The sequence below is a fragment of the Arthrobacter sp. FW306-1B-F12A genome, from assembly GCF_058781865.1.
On sequence record NZ_JBYSXD010000003.1, the window covers coordinates 25,220 to 43,794 of the forward strand.

15 protein-coding genes are annotated in these 18,575 nt (G+C 64.4%); 9 read left to right on the forward strand and 6 right to left on the reverse strand.

Features of this window, described 5'->3' with window-relative positions; all coding sequences use genetic code 11:
- The first annotated feature begins 28 nt into the window (after positions 1 to 28).
- The 4 genes from AC3WJU_RS02260 to AC3WJU_RS02275 are packed head-to-tail and all read left to right on the forward strand — an operon-like array spanning position 29 to position 4,347.
- Entirely contained in the window at positions 29 to 1,363 is a 1,335-nt protein-coding gene (locus tag AC3WJU_RS02260; RefSeq protein ID WP_307052922.1) for an ABC transporter substrate-binding protein, read from the forward strand.
- 53 nt (positions 1,364 to 1,416) lie between these two features.
- Positions 1,417 to 2,298, forward strand: a complete 882-nt coding sequence (locus AC3WJU_RS02265) for a carbohydrate ABC transporter permease (RefSeq protein WP_059388447.1) — start codon at positions 1,417 to 1,419, stop codon at positions 2,296 to 2,298.
- Positions 2,295 to 3,218, forward strand: coding sequence for a carbohydrate ABC transporter permease (locus tag AC3WJU_RS02270; protein WP_307052921.1), 924 nt, complete (start codon positions 2,295 to 2,297; stop codon positions 3,216 to 3,218). The genes AC3WJU_RS02265 and AC3WJU_RS02270 overlap by 4 nt, the downstream gene beginning before the upstream one ends.
- Before the next feature lie 37 nt (positions 3,219 to 3,255).
- The gene (locus AC3WJU_RS02275) at positions 3,256 to 4,347 is read left to right on the forward strand and encodes a LacI family DNA-binding transcriptional regulator (RefSeq protein WP_306960741.1); all 1,092 of its coding nucleotides are present in this window, start codon (positions 3,256 to 3,258) and stop codon (positions 4,345 to 4,347) included.
- Here the strand turns inward: AC3WJU_RS02275 and AC3WJU_RS02280 are convergent.
- A complete protein-coding gene (locus tag AC3WJU_RS02280; RefSeq protein WP_059388450.1) occupies positions 4,325 to 4,546 on the reverse strand; it encodes a helix-turn-helix domain-containing protein in 222 nt (73 codons plus the stop codon). The genes AC3WJU_RS02275 and AC3WJU_RS02280 overlap by 23 nt on opposite strands.
- Positions 4,547 to 4,548: 2 nt before the next feature.
- On the reverse strand, positions 4,549 to 4,833 hold the full coding sequence (locus AC3WJU_RS02285; RefSeq protein WP_492259021.1) for a hypothetical protein: 285 nt from the start codon (positions 4,831 to 4,833) through the stop codon (positions 4,549 to 4,551).
- 256 nt (positions 4,834 to 5,089) lie between these two features.
- On the opposite strand from AC3WJU_RS02285, the gene AC3WJU_RS02290 reads away from it, so the two are divergent.
- Positions 5,090 to 5,740 carry a hypothetical protein gene (locus AC3WJU_RS02290; RefSeq protein ID WP_492259022.1) on the forward strand — a complete coding sequence of 217 codons (651 nt, stop codon included), beginning with the start codon at positions 5,090 to 5,092 and terminating at the stop codon, positions 5,738 to 5,740.
- Between the two features lie 28 nt (positions 5,741 to 5,768).
- Here AC3WJU_RS02290 and AC3WJU_RS02295 read toward each other — a convergent pair whose 3' ends face one another.
- Positions 5,769 to 6,404 (reverse strand): LysE family translocator, encoded by a 636-nt coding sequence (locus AC3WJU_RS02295; protein WP_492259023.1) that lies wholly within the window; start codon positions 6,402 to 6,404, stop codon positions 5,769 to 5,771.
- A gap of 81 nt (positions 6,405 to 6,485) precedes the next feature.
- Positions 6,486 to 7,967, reverse strand: coding sequence for an amino acid permease (locus tag AC3WJU_RS02300; RefSeq protein ID WP_284991076.1), 1,482 nt, complete (start codon positions 7,965 to 7,967; stop codon positions 6,486 to 6,488).
- Between the two features lie 288 nt (positions 7,968 to 8,255).
- Between AC3WJU_RS02300 and AC3WJU_RS02305 the strand changes: the two genes are divergently transcribed.
- The 4 genes from AC3WJU_RS02305 (at position 8,256) to AC3WJU_RS02320 (ending at position 13,157) form a co-directional block, all read left to right on the forward strand.
- A complete protein-coding gene (locus tag AC3WJU_RS02305; RefSeq protein WP_059388453.1) occupies positions 8,256 to 9,059 on the forward strand; it encodes an IclR family transcriptional regulator in 804 nt (267 codons plus the stop codon).
- Between the two features lie 225 nt (positions 9,060 to 9,284).
- Positions 9,285 to 11,027: a urocanate hydratase gene (hutU, locus tag AC3WJU_RS02310; RefSeq protein ID WP_492259024.1), complete on the forward strand. Its 1,743-nt coding sequence runs from the start codon at positions 9,285 to 9,287 to the stop codon at positions 11,025 to 11,027.
- Positions 11,028 to 11,121: 94 nt separating this feature from the next.
- On the forward strand, positions 11,122 to 12,714 hold the full coding sequence (hutH, locus tag AC3WJU_RS02315) for a histidine ammonia-lyase (protein WP_492259025.1): 1,593 nt from the start codon (positions 11,122 to 11,124) through the stop codon (positions 12,712 to 12,714).
- Positions 12,715 to 12,908: 194 nt separating this feature from the next.
- On the forward strand, positions 12,909 to 13,157 hold the full coding sequence (locus AC3WJU_RS02320) for a hypothetical protein (RefSeq protein ID WP_059388455.1): 249 nt from the start codon (positions 12,909 to 12,911) through the stop codon (positions 13,155 to 13,157).
- A 119-nt stretch (positions 13,158 to 13,276) separates the two neighbouring features.
- On the opposite strand, the gene AC3WJU_RS02325 is transcribed toward AC3WJU_RS02320, so the two are convergent.
- Both AC3WJU_RS02325 and AC3WJU_RS02330 read right to left on the reverse strand, forming a co-directional pair.
- On the reverse strand, positions 13,277 to 13,498 hold the full coding sequence (locus AC3WJU_RS02325; RefSeq protein ID WP_059388456.1) for a hypothetical protein: 222 nt from the start codon (positions 13,496 to 13,498) through the stop codon (positions 13,277 to 13,279).
- A gap of 98 nt (positions 13,499 to 13,596) precedes the next feature.
- On the reverse strand, positions 13,597 to 18,519 hold the full coding sequence (locus AC3WJU_RS02330; protein ID WP_492259026.1) for an NAD-glutamate dehydrogenase: 4,923 nt from the start codon (positions 18,517 to 18,519) through the stop codon (positions 13,597 to 13,599).
- Positions 18,520 to 18,575 lie beyond the last annotated feature (56 nt).

Consider the following 18,575-nt stretch of genomic DNA (forward strand, 5'->3'; position numbering starts at 1 on the left):
CCGTTCAAATCAAAGGAGATTTTCCCCCATGAAGAAACTCATAAGAACGGCCGCCGTAGCAGCGGCCGCAGCCCTCGCCCTCTCCGCTTGCGGCGGTGGAGGGGCAGGCAGCGCCTCCAACGTCAACCCCACCGGGGACATCAAACCGCGGCAAATCTCGTGGCTTCTGTCCCGGCCGGCAGACGGTGCAGTCATCAACGTCATGAAAAAGGTGGCCGACGAGTACGCCCAGACCCATCCCGGCTTTTCCCTCAACCTGATCACCACCCCTGACCGGCCCTCCTACATCCAGAAGTACGAAACCCTCGCTGCCGCGAACAAGCTCCCGGAGCTGTTCGACACGGACGCCACGCCCTTCGCCCAGCAACTCGCCAAGCAGGGCAAGATGGTGGATGCCGAGAAGCTGCTCAAGGACCTCGGTGTCTACGACAGCTACCGGACGAACGCACTGAATTACCAACGCTTCGACGACGGATCCCTCTACATGGTCCCGTTCCAGTTCGAGCTCGAGTACTTTTGGTACAACAAGGCTCTCTTCCAGCAGGCTGGAGTATCAGTGCCGAAGTCACTCGACGACATCCCCGCGATGTGCACGGCTTTGCGCAAGGCCGGGATCACGCCCGTCGCCCTTGACGGCCAGGACCAGTGGCCCCTTGAGCGCTACGTCTCCTACCAGCCCTTCCGCGACGCCGGACCCGACTTCGTGCAGAAGCTCAAGAAGGGTGACGCGAAGTTCAGCGACGCCACCGGCCAGAAGACAGTCAACTGGATAAGCCAGCTCGGAGGGGCAGGTTGCTTTCAGGACGGCTTCTCCTCGCAGGGTTACTCCGACGCCCAGAATCTCTTCACCTCCGGCAAGGCCGCCATGTACAACATCGGTACCTGGGAACTGCCCAGCCTCGCGACCGACAAGCTGAACCCGGCGGTGCGTAACGACGTCGACTACTTCACGCTTCCGGCCACGCCGAGTTCCGCGACGGCCGCCAACGAGTACGTGGCAACCTCAGGTATCGGCATGGCGGTCAACTCGAAGACCTTCGACCCGCTCGTGAGCGACTTCCTGAAGTTCGCCCTCGCCAAGTACCCCTCGGAATACGCGGCCACGGGCGCCCTCTCGCCGACGACGAATGTCCAAACGACGATTCCAGCCAACGCCACGCCGCTGTACAAGAAGGCGATCGACCAGGCGAAGGATCTCGGATCGAAGCTCGCGATGCCTTGGGACACGCAGCTTGATCCGACCACCAACAGCAGGCTGCAGCAAGAGCTCGTGCTCTTGGCCCAGGGCAACGTCAAGCCTGCCGAGTTCACCAGCACGATGGATAGCACCATCGCACAGAACGCTCCCAAGTTCTTCAAATAAGACGCAGCGGTGGGGGGCCCAGGCCCCCCCCCCCCCACCCGAAAGGCCCTCCCATGCTTCCCAATCGATCACGACTCTCGGTCTTGGTCTTCCTGCTCCCGCCGCTGCTTCTCTACGGCGTTGCAGTGCTGTTCCCGATCCTGCAATCGCTATTCCTCAGCTTCTTCTCCTGGAACGGCATCAGTGACATGGAGTTCGTGGGCTTCGCGAACTACGTGCACATGCTCACCGGTGACGGCGTGTTTTGGCGTTCCTTCTTCAACGCCCTCGGCTACCTCGCCATCTGCCTCGTCCTCCAATTGGGCGGCGCGTTGTTCGTCGCCAGCCTCCTGACCTCGCTGCGAAGAGGCCGCGAGCTCGTCAAAACCCTGTATCTCCTGCCTGCGGTGATCTCGACGGTGGCCATCGCCTTCCTCTTCGTACGGATCTACTCGATCGATCCGGTGGGTCTCCTCAACCAAGTCCTCGGCTGGATCGGCCTCGGCAGCCTCGAGCGCCCTTGGCTTTCCGACGTCAATACTGTCCTCGCGGCAGTTTCGGCACCCGAAGGCTGGCGGTTCACGGGACTCTACATGCTCATCATCTACGCGGCGCTGCTCGCCGTCCCGCAGGAACTTGAAGAAGCGGCACGCCTGGACGGCGCCAACAGATGGCAGCTGTTCACCAAGATCAGGTTCCCCCACATCAGGCCGGTGTGGATCACCACCACCATCATGGCAACAACCTACGGCCTGCGCGGATTCGATATCCCGTACCTCATGACCAACGGCGGTCCCGGCCAGTCCTCGGAGCTCCTGACGACGTACATGTACAAAACCGCATTCACCAGCACCGACTTCGGCTACGCCAGCACCATCTCGGTCTTCATCGTGGTGGAGTGCCTCGTCGCGGTCGGATTCATCTTGCTCATGCTCAAACGAAAGGCTGACGCATGACCGCGCAAACAGCCCCGGTTAACCGGCCGATCCCTGCTCCACCAAACAACCCGGCCCCGCCAAGCCCGCCGGCGCCCCGACGTCGGCGGCGTAAACCAAACGCCTTCCGAAGCTTGTCGAGGGTGCTGATCGTCCTCATCGTCGTGGTGCAGGTCTACCCCCTCGCCTGGCTGTTCCTCACGAGCCTGCGCAATGAGCACGACTTCGCGACCGGTGATCCTTTTGCGCTGCCGAGCTCGATCAGCTTCGACAACTACGTCCGTGCGTTCCAGACCGGCAACCTCGGCCAGAACATCCTGAACAGTTTCATCGTCACGATGGGCGCTAACCTCCTGATCGTCCTTCTCGGGATGATGGCAGCCTATGCCTTGCAGGTCCTCGGATTCCGGTTCAGCAAATTCGTCCGGGGCCTCTTCCTGATCGGCATCATCGTGCCGGTGCAGATCGCGCTTGTGCCGCTGTTCATCGACTACTCGTCCGTGAACCTGCTGGACACCTACCAATCGATGATCATCCCCCTGGCGGGGTTCGCCCTTCCCATGTCGATCTACCTCTTTTCGTCGTTCTTTGAGTACATTCCCCGCGAGACCTACGAGGCAGCGTCGTTGGACGGCGCCGGCCCGTACCGGATCTTCGGGCTGATCACCCTTCCGCTCTCGACCAACACGGTGGTGACAGTGGTCCTGGTGAACAGCATCTTCATCTGGAACGACTTCATCTTCGCGAACACCTTCGTTCTGTCCGAAGGGCTCAAGACCATCCCACTGGGGCTGCAGAACTACATCGGAGCAATGGGCAAGGTCGACTGGACAGCGACATTCGCCGCTGTCTGCATCACCATCACTCCTTTGCTGCTCGTGTTCCTCGTCCTCAACAAGGCGATGATCCAGGGCCTCGAGAGCGGGGCGACGAAGGGGTGAGAAAGCCGCCTCTGGATAGACTGTGGGAGGAGGGCCAATGACGTCTGAAAAAAGCTTGAAAGAACCCGAGGTGAACCCCTCGCATCCATCGACTCCGAGGGCGAGTCATCCGGTGACGATGCGGGAGGTAGCGGAAGGGGCTGGAGTCTCCGTTGCCACGGTTTCCCTCGTTATCAACAACAAGAAAGACGCCAGGATCGGCGCCGCGACCCGCAAACGCGTCCTGGACACCATCCGCGAACTGGGGTACCGCCCGAACGCCCTCGCGAAGAACCTCGTGAGCGGCAGTTCACGGTTCATCGGACTCGTCGCTGACGCAATCGCCACCACTCCCTTCGCTGGGCAAATCATCCACGGCGCCCAGGACGAAGCGTGGAAACACGGATTCGTGCTGTTGGTCGCCAACACGGAGGGCGACGAGCCCGTGGAAAAAGACGCCATCTCGATGATGCTCGAGCACAAGGTTCGCGGCATCCTGTACTCCACCTGGTTCCACCGCCCAACCAAGATCCCCGCTGCGTTGCAAGAGACTGACTTCGTGCTGGTGAACTGCTTCTCCCCGGACTCCGACGCCCTGGCGGTGGTCCCGGACGAAGTCCACGGCGGACGGGAAGCCACTGAAATCCTTGTGCGCAAGGGGCACCGACGGATCGCCTTCATCAACGCCACGATTCCTGCTCCGGCGAAGGACGGACGCCTCCAGGGCTACCGGGAAGCGCTCGAATCTGCTGGAATCGCCTTCGATCCGCACCTCGTGTTCGACGCGTATCCTGACCAGGAGGGCGGCTACGGAGCAGTCGAGGAGCTCCTCAAACGCGATGTCACGGCAGTCTTCTGCTACAACGACCGTATGGCCATGGGCCTCTACGACGGGCTGAAGCAACGGGGGCTGTCCATTCCCGAGGACATGGCCGTGGTGGGGTTCGACAACCAGGAAGTCATCGCGGCGCACATGCGGCCGCCGCTGTCCACCGTCGCGCTGCCGCACTACGAGCTTGGCGCCGCGGGCGTGCGCTTGCTGCTCGGCGTTGACGAACCGGCGGGCAGCCCTGTGGTAAAGCTTGAATGCCCGCCAGTGGAACGCGACTCGGTTGGACCGAATACCCTTACGGCTCCCCGGCTGCCTTAGGCTCAGCCTCGTCCACCGCCGAGTGCTCAATGTAGGATTCCACCGCCGACTCCGGAACGCGGTATGACCGCCCGAACCGCACGGCGTGGATGGCGTGCGAGTTCACGAGGCGGTAGACGGTCATTCTGGATACCCGCAGGGCCTCGGCAACCTCGGCGATCGTCATGAACCGGTTGGCTGGAACGCCGGCGGCGGACATATTCACCAGGGCCTCCTCAATTGGCGGTAGTCGTAGTAGACCAGGGTGCCGCCCCTCGGCACGACGGTTCTCAAGCCAATCGATGGGCCTTTGATGACGGCCACCACCCCTTCCTGGGACCCGTTGAAGGGGTCGTCGCCAGCTACGTAGTCGCCCACCTTGAAAGGGGAAGCACTGCTTTTGGCTTGCGTGGCTGCCCTGGTAAATATCTGGCAAAGTCGCGAAGCCAGCGCATGGCGGCGCTGCTTGCGCATCCGAGCAGCGTGCCTTGAGTAAGGATCGAACATCGGAATCACTCCTTTGCAAGTCGCGATCTTCCAACGGTAGGCGTGGACCACACGCAACACATGAGTGACTTGCACCCGTTATGGCCCACGGGCCACTCACGTCACTTGGACCACTACTCGGACAAGGACCCCAGGGCGAGCAAGTGGTGATCCGAGTAGTCCGGTCAAAAGACGGGTAGGGGTTACGCATGCCAGGCCGGGTGAACAGTCCATACGCTCAAGGCAAATGTTCCGTCAGGTCTGGGAGGGGGGAACAATGCGACGAGCGGCAAAAGCAGGAATTGTCGTTGCAGGTGTGGTGGCGGTCGGGCTGGCAGGGGCGATCACCCTCAACGCGACGCAGACATCATCTACCTCGATTGCCGGCGCCCCGCCGTCAGCCACCGTCAGTGCGGCAGCTTCTCCGCCCGGTCCCACCAAGACGCCAGCCACGACGCCGAGTGCCACCGCTTCAGCGTCAGCCGCCGTCGCCTCTGCCAGCGCTTCCGCTAGTGCTGCGCCTTCAAGTCAAGCCCCGGTCCCTGCTTCGCCGACGAGTGCCAAGCCCGATGCCCCCGAGCCGGCGCCAGCTGCGCCGGCTCCGGCTCCCGCGGTTCCCGCTCCTGTGCAGCAGGGCCTCGACGCAGCGGGGATCCAACGCATCAAGGACAGCTGCAGCGCCCGGCTGCAAAGCGATGCCGCCCACTCCTCAATTGTGACCGGAACGGTGGTGCCCCGGCCATTTTCAGTGGTGTCCATCGCGTTCTCCGGGAACCCGGTGCAGTCAACGGCGGCCTCCGGCCTGTCGTCGTACGACATCCTCATGAAGGTCACCCTCAAACTGGTTGATGGTCCTGCCCAGGACAGCGTGCGGGTTTGCCGGGTCTACGACTCGGACTCGCACGTGGATTGGCTTCCCGCCGGCTGAGTCCGCGGTTGCTCCCCGTCCTGCGGCCCTAAGACTTGGCGCCTGTGAGCGCCAGCGTCCCGCCGAGCCCGATCATCATGACGCCGCCCATGGCACCCAGGGTGGAGATCCGCCGCGGCGAGCGGGCAAACCAGTGGCGTGCCGTGCCCGCTGCGAGGGCCCAGATGCTGTCGGAGATGAGGGCGATCACCAGGAAAACAGCTCCGAGTTCGGCGAGTTGAAGCGGAATGCTGCCGCTCGAATAGTCCACGAACTGCGGCAGCACAGCCACGAAGAACACGATCGATTTCGGGTTGCTCGCACCAACGATGAAACCCTCGCGGATGAGCCGCCACATGGACCGCGCCGGCGCTGGACCAGTCGCCGTCGAACGCCCGCCGCGGTGGCGGATCGCCTGCACCCCGAGGTAGACCAAATACGCTGCGCCCCCGAACTTGATGATGGTGAACAGCACGATCGACTGCGCAAGGATCGCGCCGAGCCCCAGCGCCACGGCAATGATCTGCGGAACCATGCCGAGGGCGTTTCCGAGCACGCTCAGGAGCCCGCCTTTGCGGCCAAGGGCGAGGGAACGCCCAATCACGAACAGGACGCTGGGACCGGGGAGTGCGATGAGGACCAGTGCGGCCAGCGCAAACGCCAGGAGGTTGGTGAACGGAACCATCCCTGATGATAGCGCTGGCCTGCGGTGACGGTCGATGGCTCGTGGCGCGCCGCCGCCGTCGTCGTCCTCCTCCTCAAGACGCTATGGGCGCTCGGCGACCATGGGAATCGAGGCTGTTTCGTCGACGAGGTCGGCGCGCAGGCGCCCGCCGCCGCGGACCCAGAGCTTGTAGGCCAGCACCAGCAGTCCGAGCCACACGGCGCCTACGTACAGAGCCACGCGAGTGTCCTCGAAGACGCCAAGGATCACGATCACCAGGGCCATGAAGGCGATGGTCACCACGGACGCGGCGGGCCACCACGGCGACGCGAATTCCGACGCCGGAAGTCCCTTGCGCTTGATTTCGCGCTTCATGGCGACGTGCGAGGCGAGGATCATGACCCATACCCACACTGTCGCGAAGGTGGCGATGGATGCGATCACGAGGAACACGTCCTCGGGGATGACCGCGTTGAGCACCACGCCCACCAGCAGGATGCCGCCCATGAGGACCACGGTCATCCAAGGAACACCATGCCTTGAGATCCTGCCGAAGCTCTTCGGAGCGTGTCCCTGCTGGGAAAGCCCGAAGAGGATGCGTCCGGCGCCGAAGATGTCGCTATTGATGGCTGACAGTGCCGAGGTGATGACAACGGCATTGAGGATGTGGGGCGCCGCTGGGATGCCGAGGCCACTGAAGATCTGCACAAACGGGCTGCCGTTGTTCCCGATTTCATTCCAGGGGAACAAGCTCATGAGCACCCCGAGCGTCAGGACGTAGAACAGCAGCACACGCACGGGGACGGTGTTGACGGCCTGCGGGATGACCTTCTTGGGGTCTGCGGCTTCGCCTGCGGTGATGCCGATCGTTTCGATCCCGCCAAACGCAAACATGACGACGGCGAACGAGGCCAGGAGCCCTTCGAAACCGTTGGGGAACAGGCCGCCATGGTCAACGAGGTTCCCCAGCCCCGGTGCCACGCCGCTGTTGCCGGACTGGAAGCCGAACACGATGATCGCAGCACCGCCCGCAATCATCGCGATGATCGCTACGACCTTGATGAGCGAGAACCAAAACTCGAGCTCGCCGAAGACCTTGACGCTCAGGAGGTTCATGGCTCCGAGGAGGAGGATGATCGCGAGGACCCAGATCCATCGGTCCACCTGCGGGAACCAGAAGCCCATATAGATACTGAATGCCGTCACGTCCGCGATCGCCACGATGGCCATTTCGAAGACGTAGGTCCAGCCGGTGATGAACCCGGCCAGCGGTCCGAGGTAGCGGCTAGCGTACTGGCCGAACGAGCCTGAGACGGGGTGGCGCACGGCCATTTCGCCGAGGGCACGCATCACCATGAAGACGGCGGCGCCCCCGATCATGTATGCGAAGAGAACCGATGGGCCGGCCTTTTGGATCGCGGACGCCGAACCGTAGAAGAGGCCTGTCCCGATGGCCGAACCGAGCGCCATGAAGCGGATGTGGCGGACATTGAGGCCGCGGCTGAGAACGGTTGTTACCGCGCCTTCGACACCTTCGACGACTTTGGCGGCCGGCGTCCTGACGGCTGTTGGGGCTTGCTGCATACGAATACCTTCTCGTCATTGGGAGGGGTGGACTGTTAACCAGCAGACCATTCCGCAGCATGCTGTGATGGGCCTCACGGGACATCGTTGTCTCGGTTCTCAGACGCTGCGCCGTGGACTGGTTGTTTCATGCACAATTGTCTGGTATTCCAGACACCTTAATGTTCTGATTGGCTTTCCTATCCGCTCGGTGGGGCGCACGCTTAAGTACGGGATCCCGGACACCCGCCTTGCCGGCTTTGTGGCAGAAGGGCGGGCCGGGCATTACCGTGCACTCGAAGAGGAGCCATGACCACACAGCCGTCCACCCAAGGCCGGGCCGCTTCCAAAGTCCCGGCCGCCGAGAACACCCTGCGCATCCTGAAGTTGCTCGCGTCCCGGCGTGGCCCGATGGCAGCGTCCAATATCGCCACGGCGCTGGGCTTGCCCCGTTCCAGCGTCTATCACTTGCTTGGCGTCATGGAGGCCAACGGCTTTGTCCTGCACCTTCATGAGGAGCAGCGCTACGGGCTGGGGATCAGCGCCTTTGAACTCAGTTCGGCATACTCGCGGCAAGAGCCTTTGTCGCGGCTCGGCCGCCCCATGCTCGCCGCCCTCGTGGATGCGATCGGCGAAAGCGCACACTTGGCCGTCCTGCACGGCCGCGATGTGCTCTACATCGTGGAGGAGCGGGCCAAGAACCGCCCGTCCCTCGTGACCGACGTCGGGGTCCGGCTTCCCAGCCACCTCACGGCCAGTGGCCGCGCGATCCTGGCCGCCCTGCCAAAATCGCAGGTCAGGGCCCTGTACCCGAATGCTGCAGCCTTTACGGCCCGGCATGAAATGGAATCGCCCATCATGAAGTACTCGGCCCTGTCCTCGCATTTGGACCAGGTCCGGCAGCGCGGCTACGCCACCGAACACGGCGAAGTCACGCCCGGCTTCGGTTCTGTGGCCGCCGCCGTCACCGACCATCTGGGATGGCCGACGGCGGCAGTCGCCGTGACATTCCTCGAGGACCGGGTGCCGGTGGAGGAGTGGCCCGCACTGGCCGCCCGCATCCAGAAGACAGCGGACGAACTCTCGATCCGCATCCACGGCCGCCCGTCCTAGCCCGCCGCACCCAACCCCGCCCTGCTCACCAACCCGACCCCCAATCCCAACTGACTCGCAGTTGTTGTCGTTTTGGGCGCTCATAACGACAACAACTGCGAGTCAGTTAAGTCTGGTATTCCGGACAGCACCCTCCATAAAGCCATTCCAAGTCCCTTGCGGAGGGGCTCTACTGGATACAGAAGGAACTTCCACCTAGCAACCTCCAGAGACGAAGGAGTCATCATGGCACCCGCTGATTTCACTACCGGAGCCCGTCCGGTCAAGGCCGCGCGCGGCACGGAGCTGACCGCGAAGAGCTGGCAGACCGAAGCGCCGTTGCGCATGTTGATGAACAACCTGGACCCGGAGGTTGCCGAGCGTCCGGATGACCTGGTCGTGTATGGCGGCACGGGCCGGGCTGCCCGGTCCTGGGCCGCGTTCGACGCGATCACCCGGACCCTGGAGACCATGGAGAAGGACGAGACGCTGCTGGTGCAGTCCGGCAAGCCCGTGGGCGTGTTCCGCACCCATGAGTGGGCGCCGCGGGTGCTTTTGGCCAACTCGAACCTGGTGGGGGACTGGGCGACCTGGCCCGAGTTCCGCCGCCTGGAGGCAGAGGGCCTGATGATGTACGGGCAGATGACCGCCGGGTCCTGGATCTACATCGGCACCCAGGGCATCCTGCAGGGCACCTACGAAACCTTCGCCGCCGTCGGGAACAAACTCAGGGCCGCAAGGCATGACACTGCCCGCCACCCGGCTCCGGCCCCGGAGGGTTCCACCGAGGGCCCGTTGGCGGGGACGCTGACGCTGACCGGCGGGTGCGGTGGCATGGGCGGGGCCCAGCCTTTGGCGGTGACCCTGAACGACGGGGCCTGCCTGATCGTGGACGTCGACGAGTCCCGGCTGCGCCGCCGGGTCGGCAAGCGCTACCTGGACGAGGTCGAAACCGACTTGGACACCGCGATCGCCAAAGTCCAGGCCGCCAAGGCCGAGCGCCGCGGCTGGTCCGTCGGCTACGTGGGCAACGCCGCCGAAGTCTTCCCCGAACTCCTGGCCCGCCACCGGGCCGGGGAGATCAGCATCGACGTCGTGACGGACCAGACCTCCGCGCACGACCCGCTCTCCTACCTGCCCGAAGGCATCACCGTGGACGAGTGGCACACCGAGGCCGAAGCGGACCCGGAAGGGTTCACCAAGAAAGCCCAGGCTTCCATGGCCCGGCACGTCCAGGCCATGGTCGAGTTCCAGGACGCCGGGGCCGAGGTCTTCGATTACGGCAACTCGATCCGCGACGAGGCCCGCAAGGGCGGCTACGGCCGGGCGTTCGAGTTCCCCGGCTTCGTCCCGGCCTACATCCGGCCCCTGTTCTGCGAAGGACTGGGCCCGTTCCGCTGGGTCGCGCTCTCCGGGGACCCCGAAGACATCGCCGTCACCGATGCCGCGATCAAGGAACTGTTCCCGGAGAACACCCACCTGCACAAATGGCTCGACGCCGCCGCCGAACGCGTCGAGTTCGAAGGCCTCCCGGCCCGGATCTGCTGGCTGGGCTACGGGGAACGCGCCAAGGCCGGGCTGCTGTTCAACCAGCTCGTCGCCGAGGGCAAGGTCAAGGCCCCGATCGTGATCGGCCGGGACCACCTGGACTCCGGCTCCGTCGCGTCCCCGTACCGGGAAACGGAGTCCATGAAGGACGGCTCCGACGCGATCGCCGACTGGCCCCTGCTCAACGCCCTGACCGCCGCGTCCTCCGGGGCGACCTGGGTCTCCATCCACCACGGCGGTGGCGTGGGCATCGGCCGCTCCATCCACACCGGCCAGGTCTCCGTCGCCGACGGCACCGAGCTCGCCGCGCAGAAACTCGAACGCCTCCTCACCAACGACCCCGGCATGGGCGTCATCCGCCACGCCGACGCCGGCTACGAACGCGCCATCGAAGTCGCCCACGAACGCGGCGTCCGCATCCCCATGGAAGAAACCCGCTAACCAGACCCCACACCCCCAACTAACTCGCATTAGATGTCGTTATGGGACCCCAAAACGACAACAACTGCGAGCTAGTTGGGAAGAACGAGGAAAAATGACTTTAACAACCCACGAACCGCTGACCGTTACCCTCGGCTCCAGCGGAGTCACGCCGGAGGACGTCGTCGCCGTCGCGCGCTACGACGCCAAGGTGACCATCTCCCAGGAAGCCCTGGACACTGTTGCCAAGGTCCGCGCCCACATCGACGGCCTCGCGCACAGCGAAGTTCCGGCGTACGGCGTTTCGACGGGCTTCGGCGCCCTGGCCAACCGCCACATCCCCAATGAACTCCGCACCCAGTTGCAGAAGTCGCTCATCCGCAGCCACGCCGCAGGCATGGGCCCGGCAGTGGAGCGCGAAGTGGTCCGCGGCATCATGTTCCTGCGTGCTAAGACCCTGGCCTCGGGCCGCACGGGCGTTCGTCCCGTGGTCCTGCAGACCATGGTGGACGTCCTCAACGCCGGCATCACCCCGGTAGTCCGTGAATTCGGCTCCCTGGGTTGCTCGGGCGACCTCGCTCCGTTGTCCCACTGCGCTTTGGTCCTGATGGGCGAAGGCGAAGCCACCGGCCCCGACGGCGAGCTCTACGGCGCCGCCGGAAAGAAGCCGGTTGCCGAACTCCTCGCCGCGCACGGCATCGAGCCGGTGGTCCTCGCGGAAAAGGAAGGCCTCGCGCTCGTCAACGGCACCGAGGGCATGCTCGGCATGCTCCTGATGGCCATCGCCGACCTGCACCTGCTGCTTACGACGGCGGACATCACCGCGGCGCTCAGCGTCGAGGCGCTGCTCGGCACCGACCAGGTGTTCCTGCCTGAGTTGCACGCGGCCCTGCGGCCCCACCCGGGCCAGGCCGCAAGCGCGGACAACATGCTTCGGGTGCTTTCCAACTCGCCGATCGTTGCTTCGCACCGCGTCAACGACACCAAAGTCCAGGACGCGTACTCGCTCCGCTGCGCACCCCAGGTGGCCGGCGCGGTCCGCGACACCGTGACGCATGCCGAACTCGTGGCCTCCCGCGAGTTGGCTGCAGCCATCGACAACCCCGTGGTGCTCCCGGACGGCCGCGTGTCCTCCAACGGAAACTTCCACGGCGCCCCGGTGGCGTACGTCCTGGACTTCCTGGCGATCGCCGTGGCGGACCTGTCCTCCATCGCCGAGCGCCGCACGGACCGCATGCTGGACCCGGCCCGCTCGCACGGACTCCCGGCCTTCCTCGCAGACGATCCCGGAGTGGACTCTGGCCTCATGATTGCCCAGTACACCCAGGCCGGCCTCGTCTCGGACAACAAGCGGCTGGCCGTCCCGGCGTCGGTGGACTCCATCCCGAGCTCCGCCATGCAGGAAGACCACGTCTCCATGGGTTGGCACGCTGCCCGCAAGCTCCGGAAGGCCATCGAGAACCTGCGCCGCGTCCTGGCCGTGGAACTCGTGACGAGCGCCCGCGCCCTCGACATCCGCACCAAACTGTCCGGTGGAGAACTCACTCCGGGGCCTGCCGGCACCGCCGTGATCGAGGTGCTGCGCGGCGTCGTCGACGGTCCCGGAACTGACCGTTTCCTCTCACCTGAACTGGAAGCGGCAGACCGTCTTGTAGGCGCTGGCGAGGTGCGAACGGCCGCCGAATCCGCCGCCGGAATTCTCGCCTGACGCCGAACAAAATACTGTTCGAGTGAACAATAGGAAGCGCCCCGGAAATGTTTGGCAATACGTGCCCCGGGGCGCTTTCTGTGTAGTAGAACTTATGGGGTACGGCATGTCCACGCCGACGATGTCGTGGGCCTGCCGGGGAATATCCGTTTACAACTGAAAACAACGAACATCCACAAAGGGGTAGAAGTTCAATGAAGGCACGCGGGACAGTTCTGTCCAGGCGAATCGCACAGTCCGCCGTCGTTTCCAACTGGGGAACGTTGAAGGTGGGGGAGCGGATCGAAGTCGTAAGGCACGCACATGTGGTCGCTGCGGGGGAGGTGCAGGAAGTCTCGGGCAGCGGCAACGTTGTGTGGCTTGAACCCGCAGGACCTGGCGCCGATGAAGCCGCCAAACAGCTTTTCATGAAGTCCGACGGCGTGGAGTTGCGCCGGGTGTAGGGACTCCGCAAAAACCGGGTTAAAGGACCGGGGCTTGTTTCCCATTCCGCGCCGTCTTGGCGTGGTCTGGAAAACAAGCTCCGGTTTTTCTTGTCTGTACCTATTTCTATGGCCTGTCCTTAGGCGGCGAGGACCTCACGGGTCTGGCCGAACGGGACGGACTCGTCCAAGGCGACCGTGTAGCTTCCGGGCTCCCGGCGGGTCACCAGGATCCCGCAGCGGCCGTCTTCGGCAGCGGCTTCGATGAGCGTGCTGACGGCTTCGTCGAGTCCGGCATGGACTTCGTCGACGGACGCAAAGGACAAATGGATCTCGTTGTTTTCTATCGTGGCAGTGCTCATTGGGGGCCTCCTTCTGCAGGATGCCGCGTTGGGGAGCGGCAATTCCTGCATAAAAGATAGCAAAGAGTCGTCGGATGTCTGTCATTCTGGGATCTGGATCACCGGCGTACCATCGCTCGCAAGAGCTTCACGGCCACGGAGAGTGCGGCTATATCCACCGGGCCGGGCTTGATCGCTTCCTTGATGGTGTCCTGGATGCGGGCGAGTTGTTCGATGTTTCCGCGTTCCCAATCCTGGATCCTTCCTATGGGGTCGGCGCTTGCCTCGGGGGAGCGGGGAGTGTGCCGGACCACGGCCTTGGTCATGTCGGCAAGGACCAGGTACATGTCGTCGCGGAGGGCTGCGCGCGCCAAGGCTTCCCAGTGGGTGTCCCGCGGCAACAGCGTGATGTGTTCCAACAGGGGAATGGCCGAAATCCGTTCGAACACGGCGAAGTACACCTCGGCGACGTCCTCAACGGGCTCTTGCAATTCCTCGGCGATCGCGGAAATGTCCAAAAGGCCGTAGCTGACCAGGAGTTCCGAGGCTCGAAGGCCCAGCTCGTGTGGCAAGCCCACTGAATCCGAATGGGCAAGGCGCGTCAACGAGTGTTGCAGGTTGATCCCGTGCAGGAAGCGCGTGAAGTTCGCCCGCATCAGCGCCATGGGCCGCTCGAGCCGGGCGAAGGCGTCCGCTATGGGCTTGTCGCGGAAATCGTGGGTGACGTACCAGCGGGTCGACCGGTCGAGGAGCCGGCGCATGTCCAGGGCCACGGCGCATCCATGTTCGCTCGGGACGCTTGCCGGTACCCGCGCGATGGCTTCAGTGACCGAATCGAAGTCCCAGATTCGGCGCATGACCACGAATCCGCGCGCCACCGCGGCCGCCGAAACCGTGGTCTCCTCCATGGCGCGGAACGCGAAGGCTATGCCGCCGAGGTTGATCATGTCGTTGGCCACCACAGTGGCAACGATTTGGCGGCGCAGGGGATGCGTGGAGAGGTCCTCGCCGAACCGTTCCGAGAGCTGACGGGGAAAATAGTCGCGCAGCGTTTTCGAAAACCATGGATCGTCCGCGAGCCCGCCCTCCGTCAGTTCCCGCGCGAGCTCGATCTTCGCATAGGCCGCCAGCACTGCGAGTTCAGGTGAGGTCAGTCCAACTCCGGTCCTTACTCGCGCCTGGATTTCCTTGGTTGTCGGCAGGCATTCGAGCTCCCGGTCCAGGTCCGTGGCTGACTCGAGCCAGTCCATGGTCCGTTCGAAGCTCGGGCTCCACTCGAGGACCAGTTGCCTGTCATTGAGGAGGAGGACGTTTTGGTCAACGTTGGTTTTCAGCACGAGCCTCCCCACTTCGTCCTGGAGTGAGTGCAGGAATTTCGTCCTTTCGTTGGGGGACATCTTGCCTGCGGCGATCATCCGGTCCAGGAAGATCTTGATGTTTACCTCGTGGTCCGAGCAGTCCACGCCGGCGGAGTTGTCGATGGCATCGGTGTTTACGCGGATTCCGGCCAGCGCAGCCTCGATCCTGCCGCGTTGGGTGATGCCGAGATTGCCGCCCTCGGCGATGATCCGGGTACGCAGTTGGGCGGCGTCCACCCGGATGGCATCGTTTGACTTGTCTCCGACGTCGGCATGCGTCTCGGCGGAACCCTTGACGTAGGTGCCGATCCCACCGTTGTAGAGCAGGTCGACGGGGGCCGTGAGGACTGCCCTGAGCAGCTCAGGCGGGCTCATCGCCGTCGTGCCCTCCTCCAATCCCAAGGCGAGGCGGACAGGCTCGGTGATGCGGATTGATTTGTCGGCCCGGGAGAACACTCCTCCACCGGGACTGAGCTTCGCGGGGTTGTAGTCGGCCCAGGATGAGCGGGGGAGCTTGAAGAGCCGTTTCCGCTCGGCGAAGGAAATGGCCGGGTCCGGGGTGGGATCCAGGAAGATATGCCGGTGATCGAAGGCCGCCACCAGCTTGATGTGGTTCGAGAGCAGCATGCCGTTGCCGAACACATCGCCGCTCATGTCGCCGATGCCCACCACGGTGAAATCCTCGGCCCGGGAGTCGATGAGCAACTCACTGAAATGGTGCCGCACGGACTCCCAGGCGCCGCGGGCCGTGATGCCCATCTGCTTGTGGTCATAACCCACGGAACCGCCGGACGCGAACGCATCGCCCAGCCAGAATCCGTACTCTGAGGCGAGGTCGTTGGCGATGTCGGAGAACGTGGCTGTGCCCTTGTCCGCGGCGACCACAAGGTAGTAGTCGTCGCCGTCGTGCCTCACCACGCGCGCCGGCGGGACGACGCGCTCGGCAACCAGGTTGTCCGTGATGTCCAGTAGTCCACGGACGAAGATCCGGTAGCTTTCCTGGCCCTCGGCCAGCCAGTCCGCCCGGTCTTCGGCGGGGTCCGGGAGTTGTTTGGGGTAGAAACCACCCTTGGCTCCGGTGGGAACAATGACGGCGTTCTTCACGGTCTGGGCTTTCACGAGCCCCAGGACCTCCGTGCGGAAGTCCTCACGGCGGTCGGACCAACGCAAGCCGCCGCGGGCAATGGCGCCGAACCGCAAGTGGACGCCTTCCACGCGTGGCGAGTAGACCCAGATTTCGAATTGTGGCCGGGGTGCAGGTGCAGCCGGGATGGAGGAGGGGTTCAGCTTGAAACTCAAATACGGTTTGTTGAGGTAAAAGTTAGTGCGCAGGGTGGCCTCCACCAGGCTCGCCAGGGAACGCAACAGGCGGTCGGCGTCGAGGACCGGTACGGCGTCGATCGCTTCGGCCAGTTCCTTGCGCGCGGCGTTGGTGGCTTGCGTCCGCGAGCTGTACTTACCGCGGTCCGTTTCGAACAGGTCGCTTCCAGCCGCCATCTGCTCAGCAGGCGTCTTGTCAGCGGGCGCCGGCGCCCGCAGCTCAGGATCGAACAGATCGGGGTCGAACCGGTCCGGATCGAACTTCGCCTCGAAGAGCGAAAGCAGAGCGCGGGTTGCCCGCACATTCTCACGAAGGGTATCCGCGATGAACCCGTACGAATTGGTGCTCCCCAGCTGCCGGAGGTACTTCGCATACGCGCGCAGGATGGCTGTCCGCCGCCAGTCGATCCCCTCCCGGATGACCAGGGCATCGAAGGCGTCGGACTCCGCATCTCCCCGCATCGCGGCACAGAACGAAGCGGCCAGGAGCTCGCCCGTTCGCACGGGATCAACTCCACGCGGATACACGAGGCCAAGGTCGTAAAGGAAGAAGGACCGCCCGTCCGCACGCTGCACGTCGAACGGCCGCTGGTCCAGGACGCGCAAGCCTAGGTTGTGGAAGAGGGGCAGAATCTGGCTCAGGCTCTGCGGGCGGGTCAAATAGAGCCGAATCCGCGCATCCTCGGCGAGGACAGCGGTTCCCTGGCGCCTGTAGACGGTGAGCAGCGGGTCCGCGGTGTCGCCGTCGGCCGGGTCCCCGTCCATGGGCGCGAAACTCTCGAACCGGACGATGTCCTGAACGGCGTCTTCCACCTCGTAATCGGCCTTGTAGCTGGCCGGAAAGGCGGCAGCCCATTGCCGGGACAGCCGGGCGGCCTCGTCTGCGGGGAACCTTGCCCGCAAGACTTCGTCCAGGCCTTCCGCCCAGGACCGCGTCGCGGCGATAATCCGCTGCTCCAGTACCGCAGGGTCGACGACGGCGGGCGCCCCCTCGCGTGGCAACAGGACCCGGAAGAACACCCGGGCCATCGCGGATTCGCCCAGGCGGAGCTCGAACTCGATGGCCCCGGAACCGAAGGCCTCGCGAAGTTCGCGTTCAATGTTGAGCCGGACGGCCGTGCTGTAGCGCTGCCGCGGCAGGAAGACCAATGCCGTCATGAAGCGGTTATGCGAGTCCGGACGCAGGAACAACCGGGTGCTGTGCCGTTCTTGGAGGCGCAAGATGTCCCGCGCGTGCTCCGCCAACTGCCCGGCATCGATGTGGAAGAGCTCGTCGCGTGGATAAGCCTCCACCACGGCCAGGAGTTCCTTGCTGCGGTGTGATGCCGGCGGGTAGCCGAACGTCCGCAGTACCTCGTCCACAGTGTCCCGGATGACGGGAATCTGGAGTGCCGAACGGGACGCCGAGCTGGGAGCGAAAAGGCCGACCCAGGTGCGCTCGCCGATCTTGTCAGCCCCGGCCAGGGTGATTTCGTCGAGGTAGGCACGCCGGAGCACCGTCGAGCGGAGCGTCGACTTGGTGAGCGTCAGGAGGGGCTTTGCGCTCGGCCCACCTTCGGACGGCCCACCTTCGGACGGCCCACCTTCGGACGGCCCACCTTCGGGCGGCCCGGCCTCGGACGCGTCGCCCGCCACCTTCCGGAGCAGTCCGAGACTCCTCCGGCCGCGGTAGCCGAGGAACACGAAATTCCCGTCGTCCAGCCAGCGCAGCAACTCCCGGACCTCCCCGCCGCCGGACAAACCCGCCAAACCCCCGATCTCGTCGGCAAGTTCCTGGTGAATGGCAGCCGCGTCTTCCGCCGCGGCCCGGACATCGCCAAGGACGCTCTGCAGCCGTTCAACGAGGTGTTCGGCACTCGTTTCGTCCGGAAGGCGGGAAATCTCGACGGCGATCCAAGCCTCCGCGAGCGGCCGGCCGTCGTCGTGCTCCAGAGGGGTGACCGGGACGGAAGGCTCGAGGCCGGACGGCAGTCCGGTCCGCAGGGGGCCGCGGCGGACGTCGGTCAGGCGGTGGGTGGCTGGATCCCGGGTGACGGTAAAAGTGGGGTGGACCAGGAGCCCGATGGAGGCGTTGTCCCTGGCGATTTCCGCAGTGACCGACGGTACGAGGTAAGGCATGTCCTCGGTGACAATCGCTACGAGGCTCGCGTCGGCCTCGTTCAGGACGCCGATCACAGCTTGCCCGGGAGCCCGCCGTTCAGCCAATGAGCGGTGGTACCGGGCACGCTCGAGGAGCGTGTCCGTGGTGTAGTTGCGGACATCATCATCGGCCACGTGTTCGTAGTAGTCGGTCAGGAATCGGTCCGGGGCGCCGGGGGCAGTGCCTCCCAGGGCGTGGTCCGCGGGCTCGATCCTGGGTGACATGTCGCTGCGCCTCCGCTGCGCAAGGAGCGGCCGTGCTGTAGCGGTCGGCGAAGTCC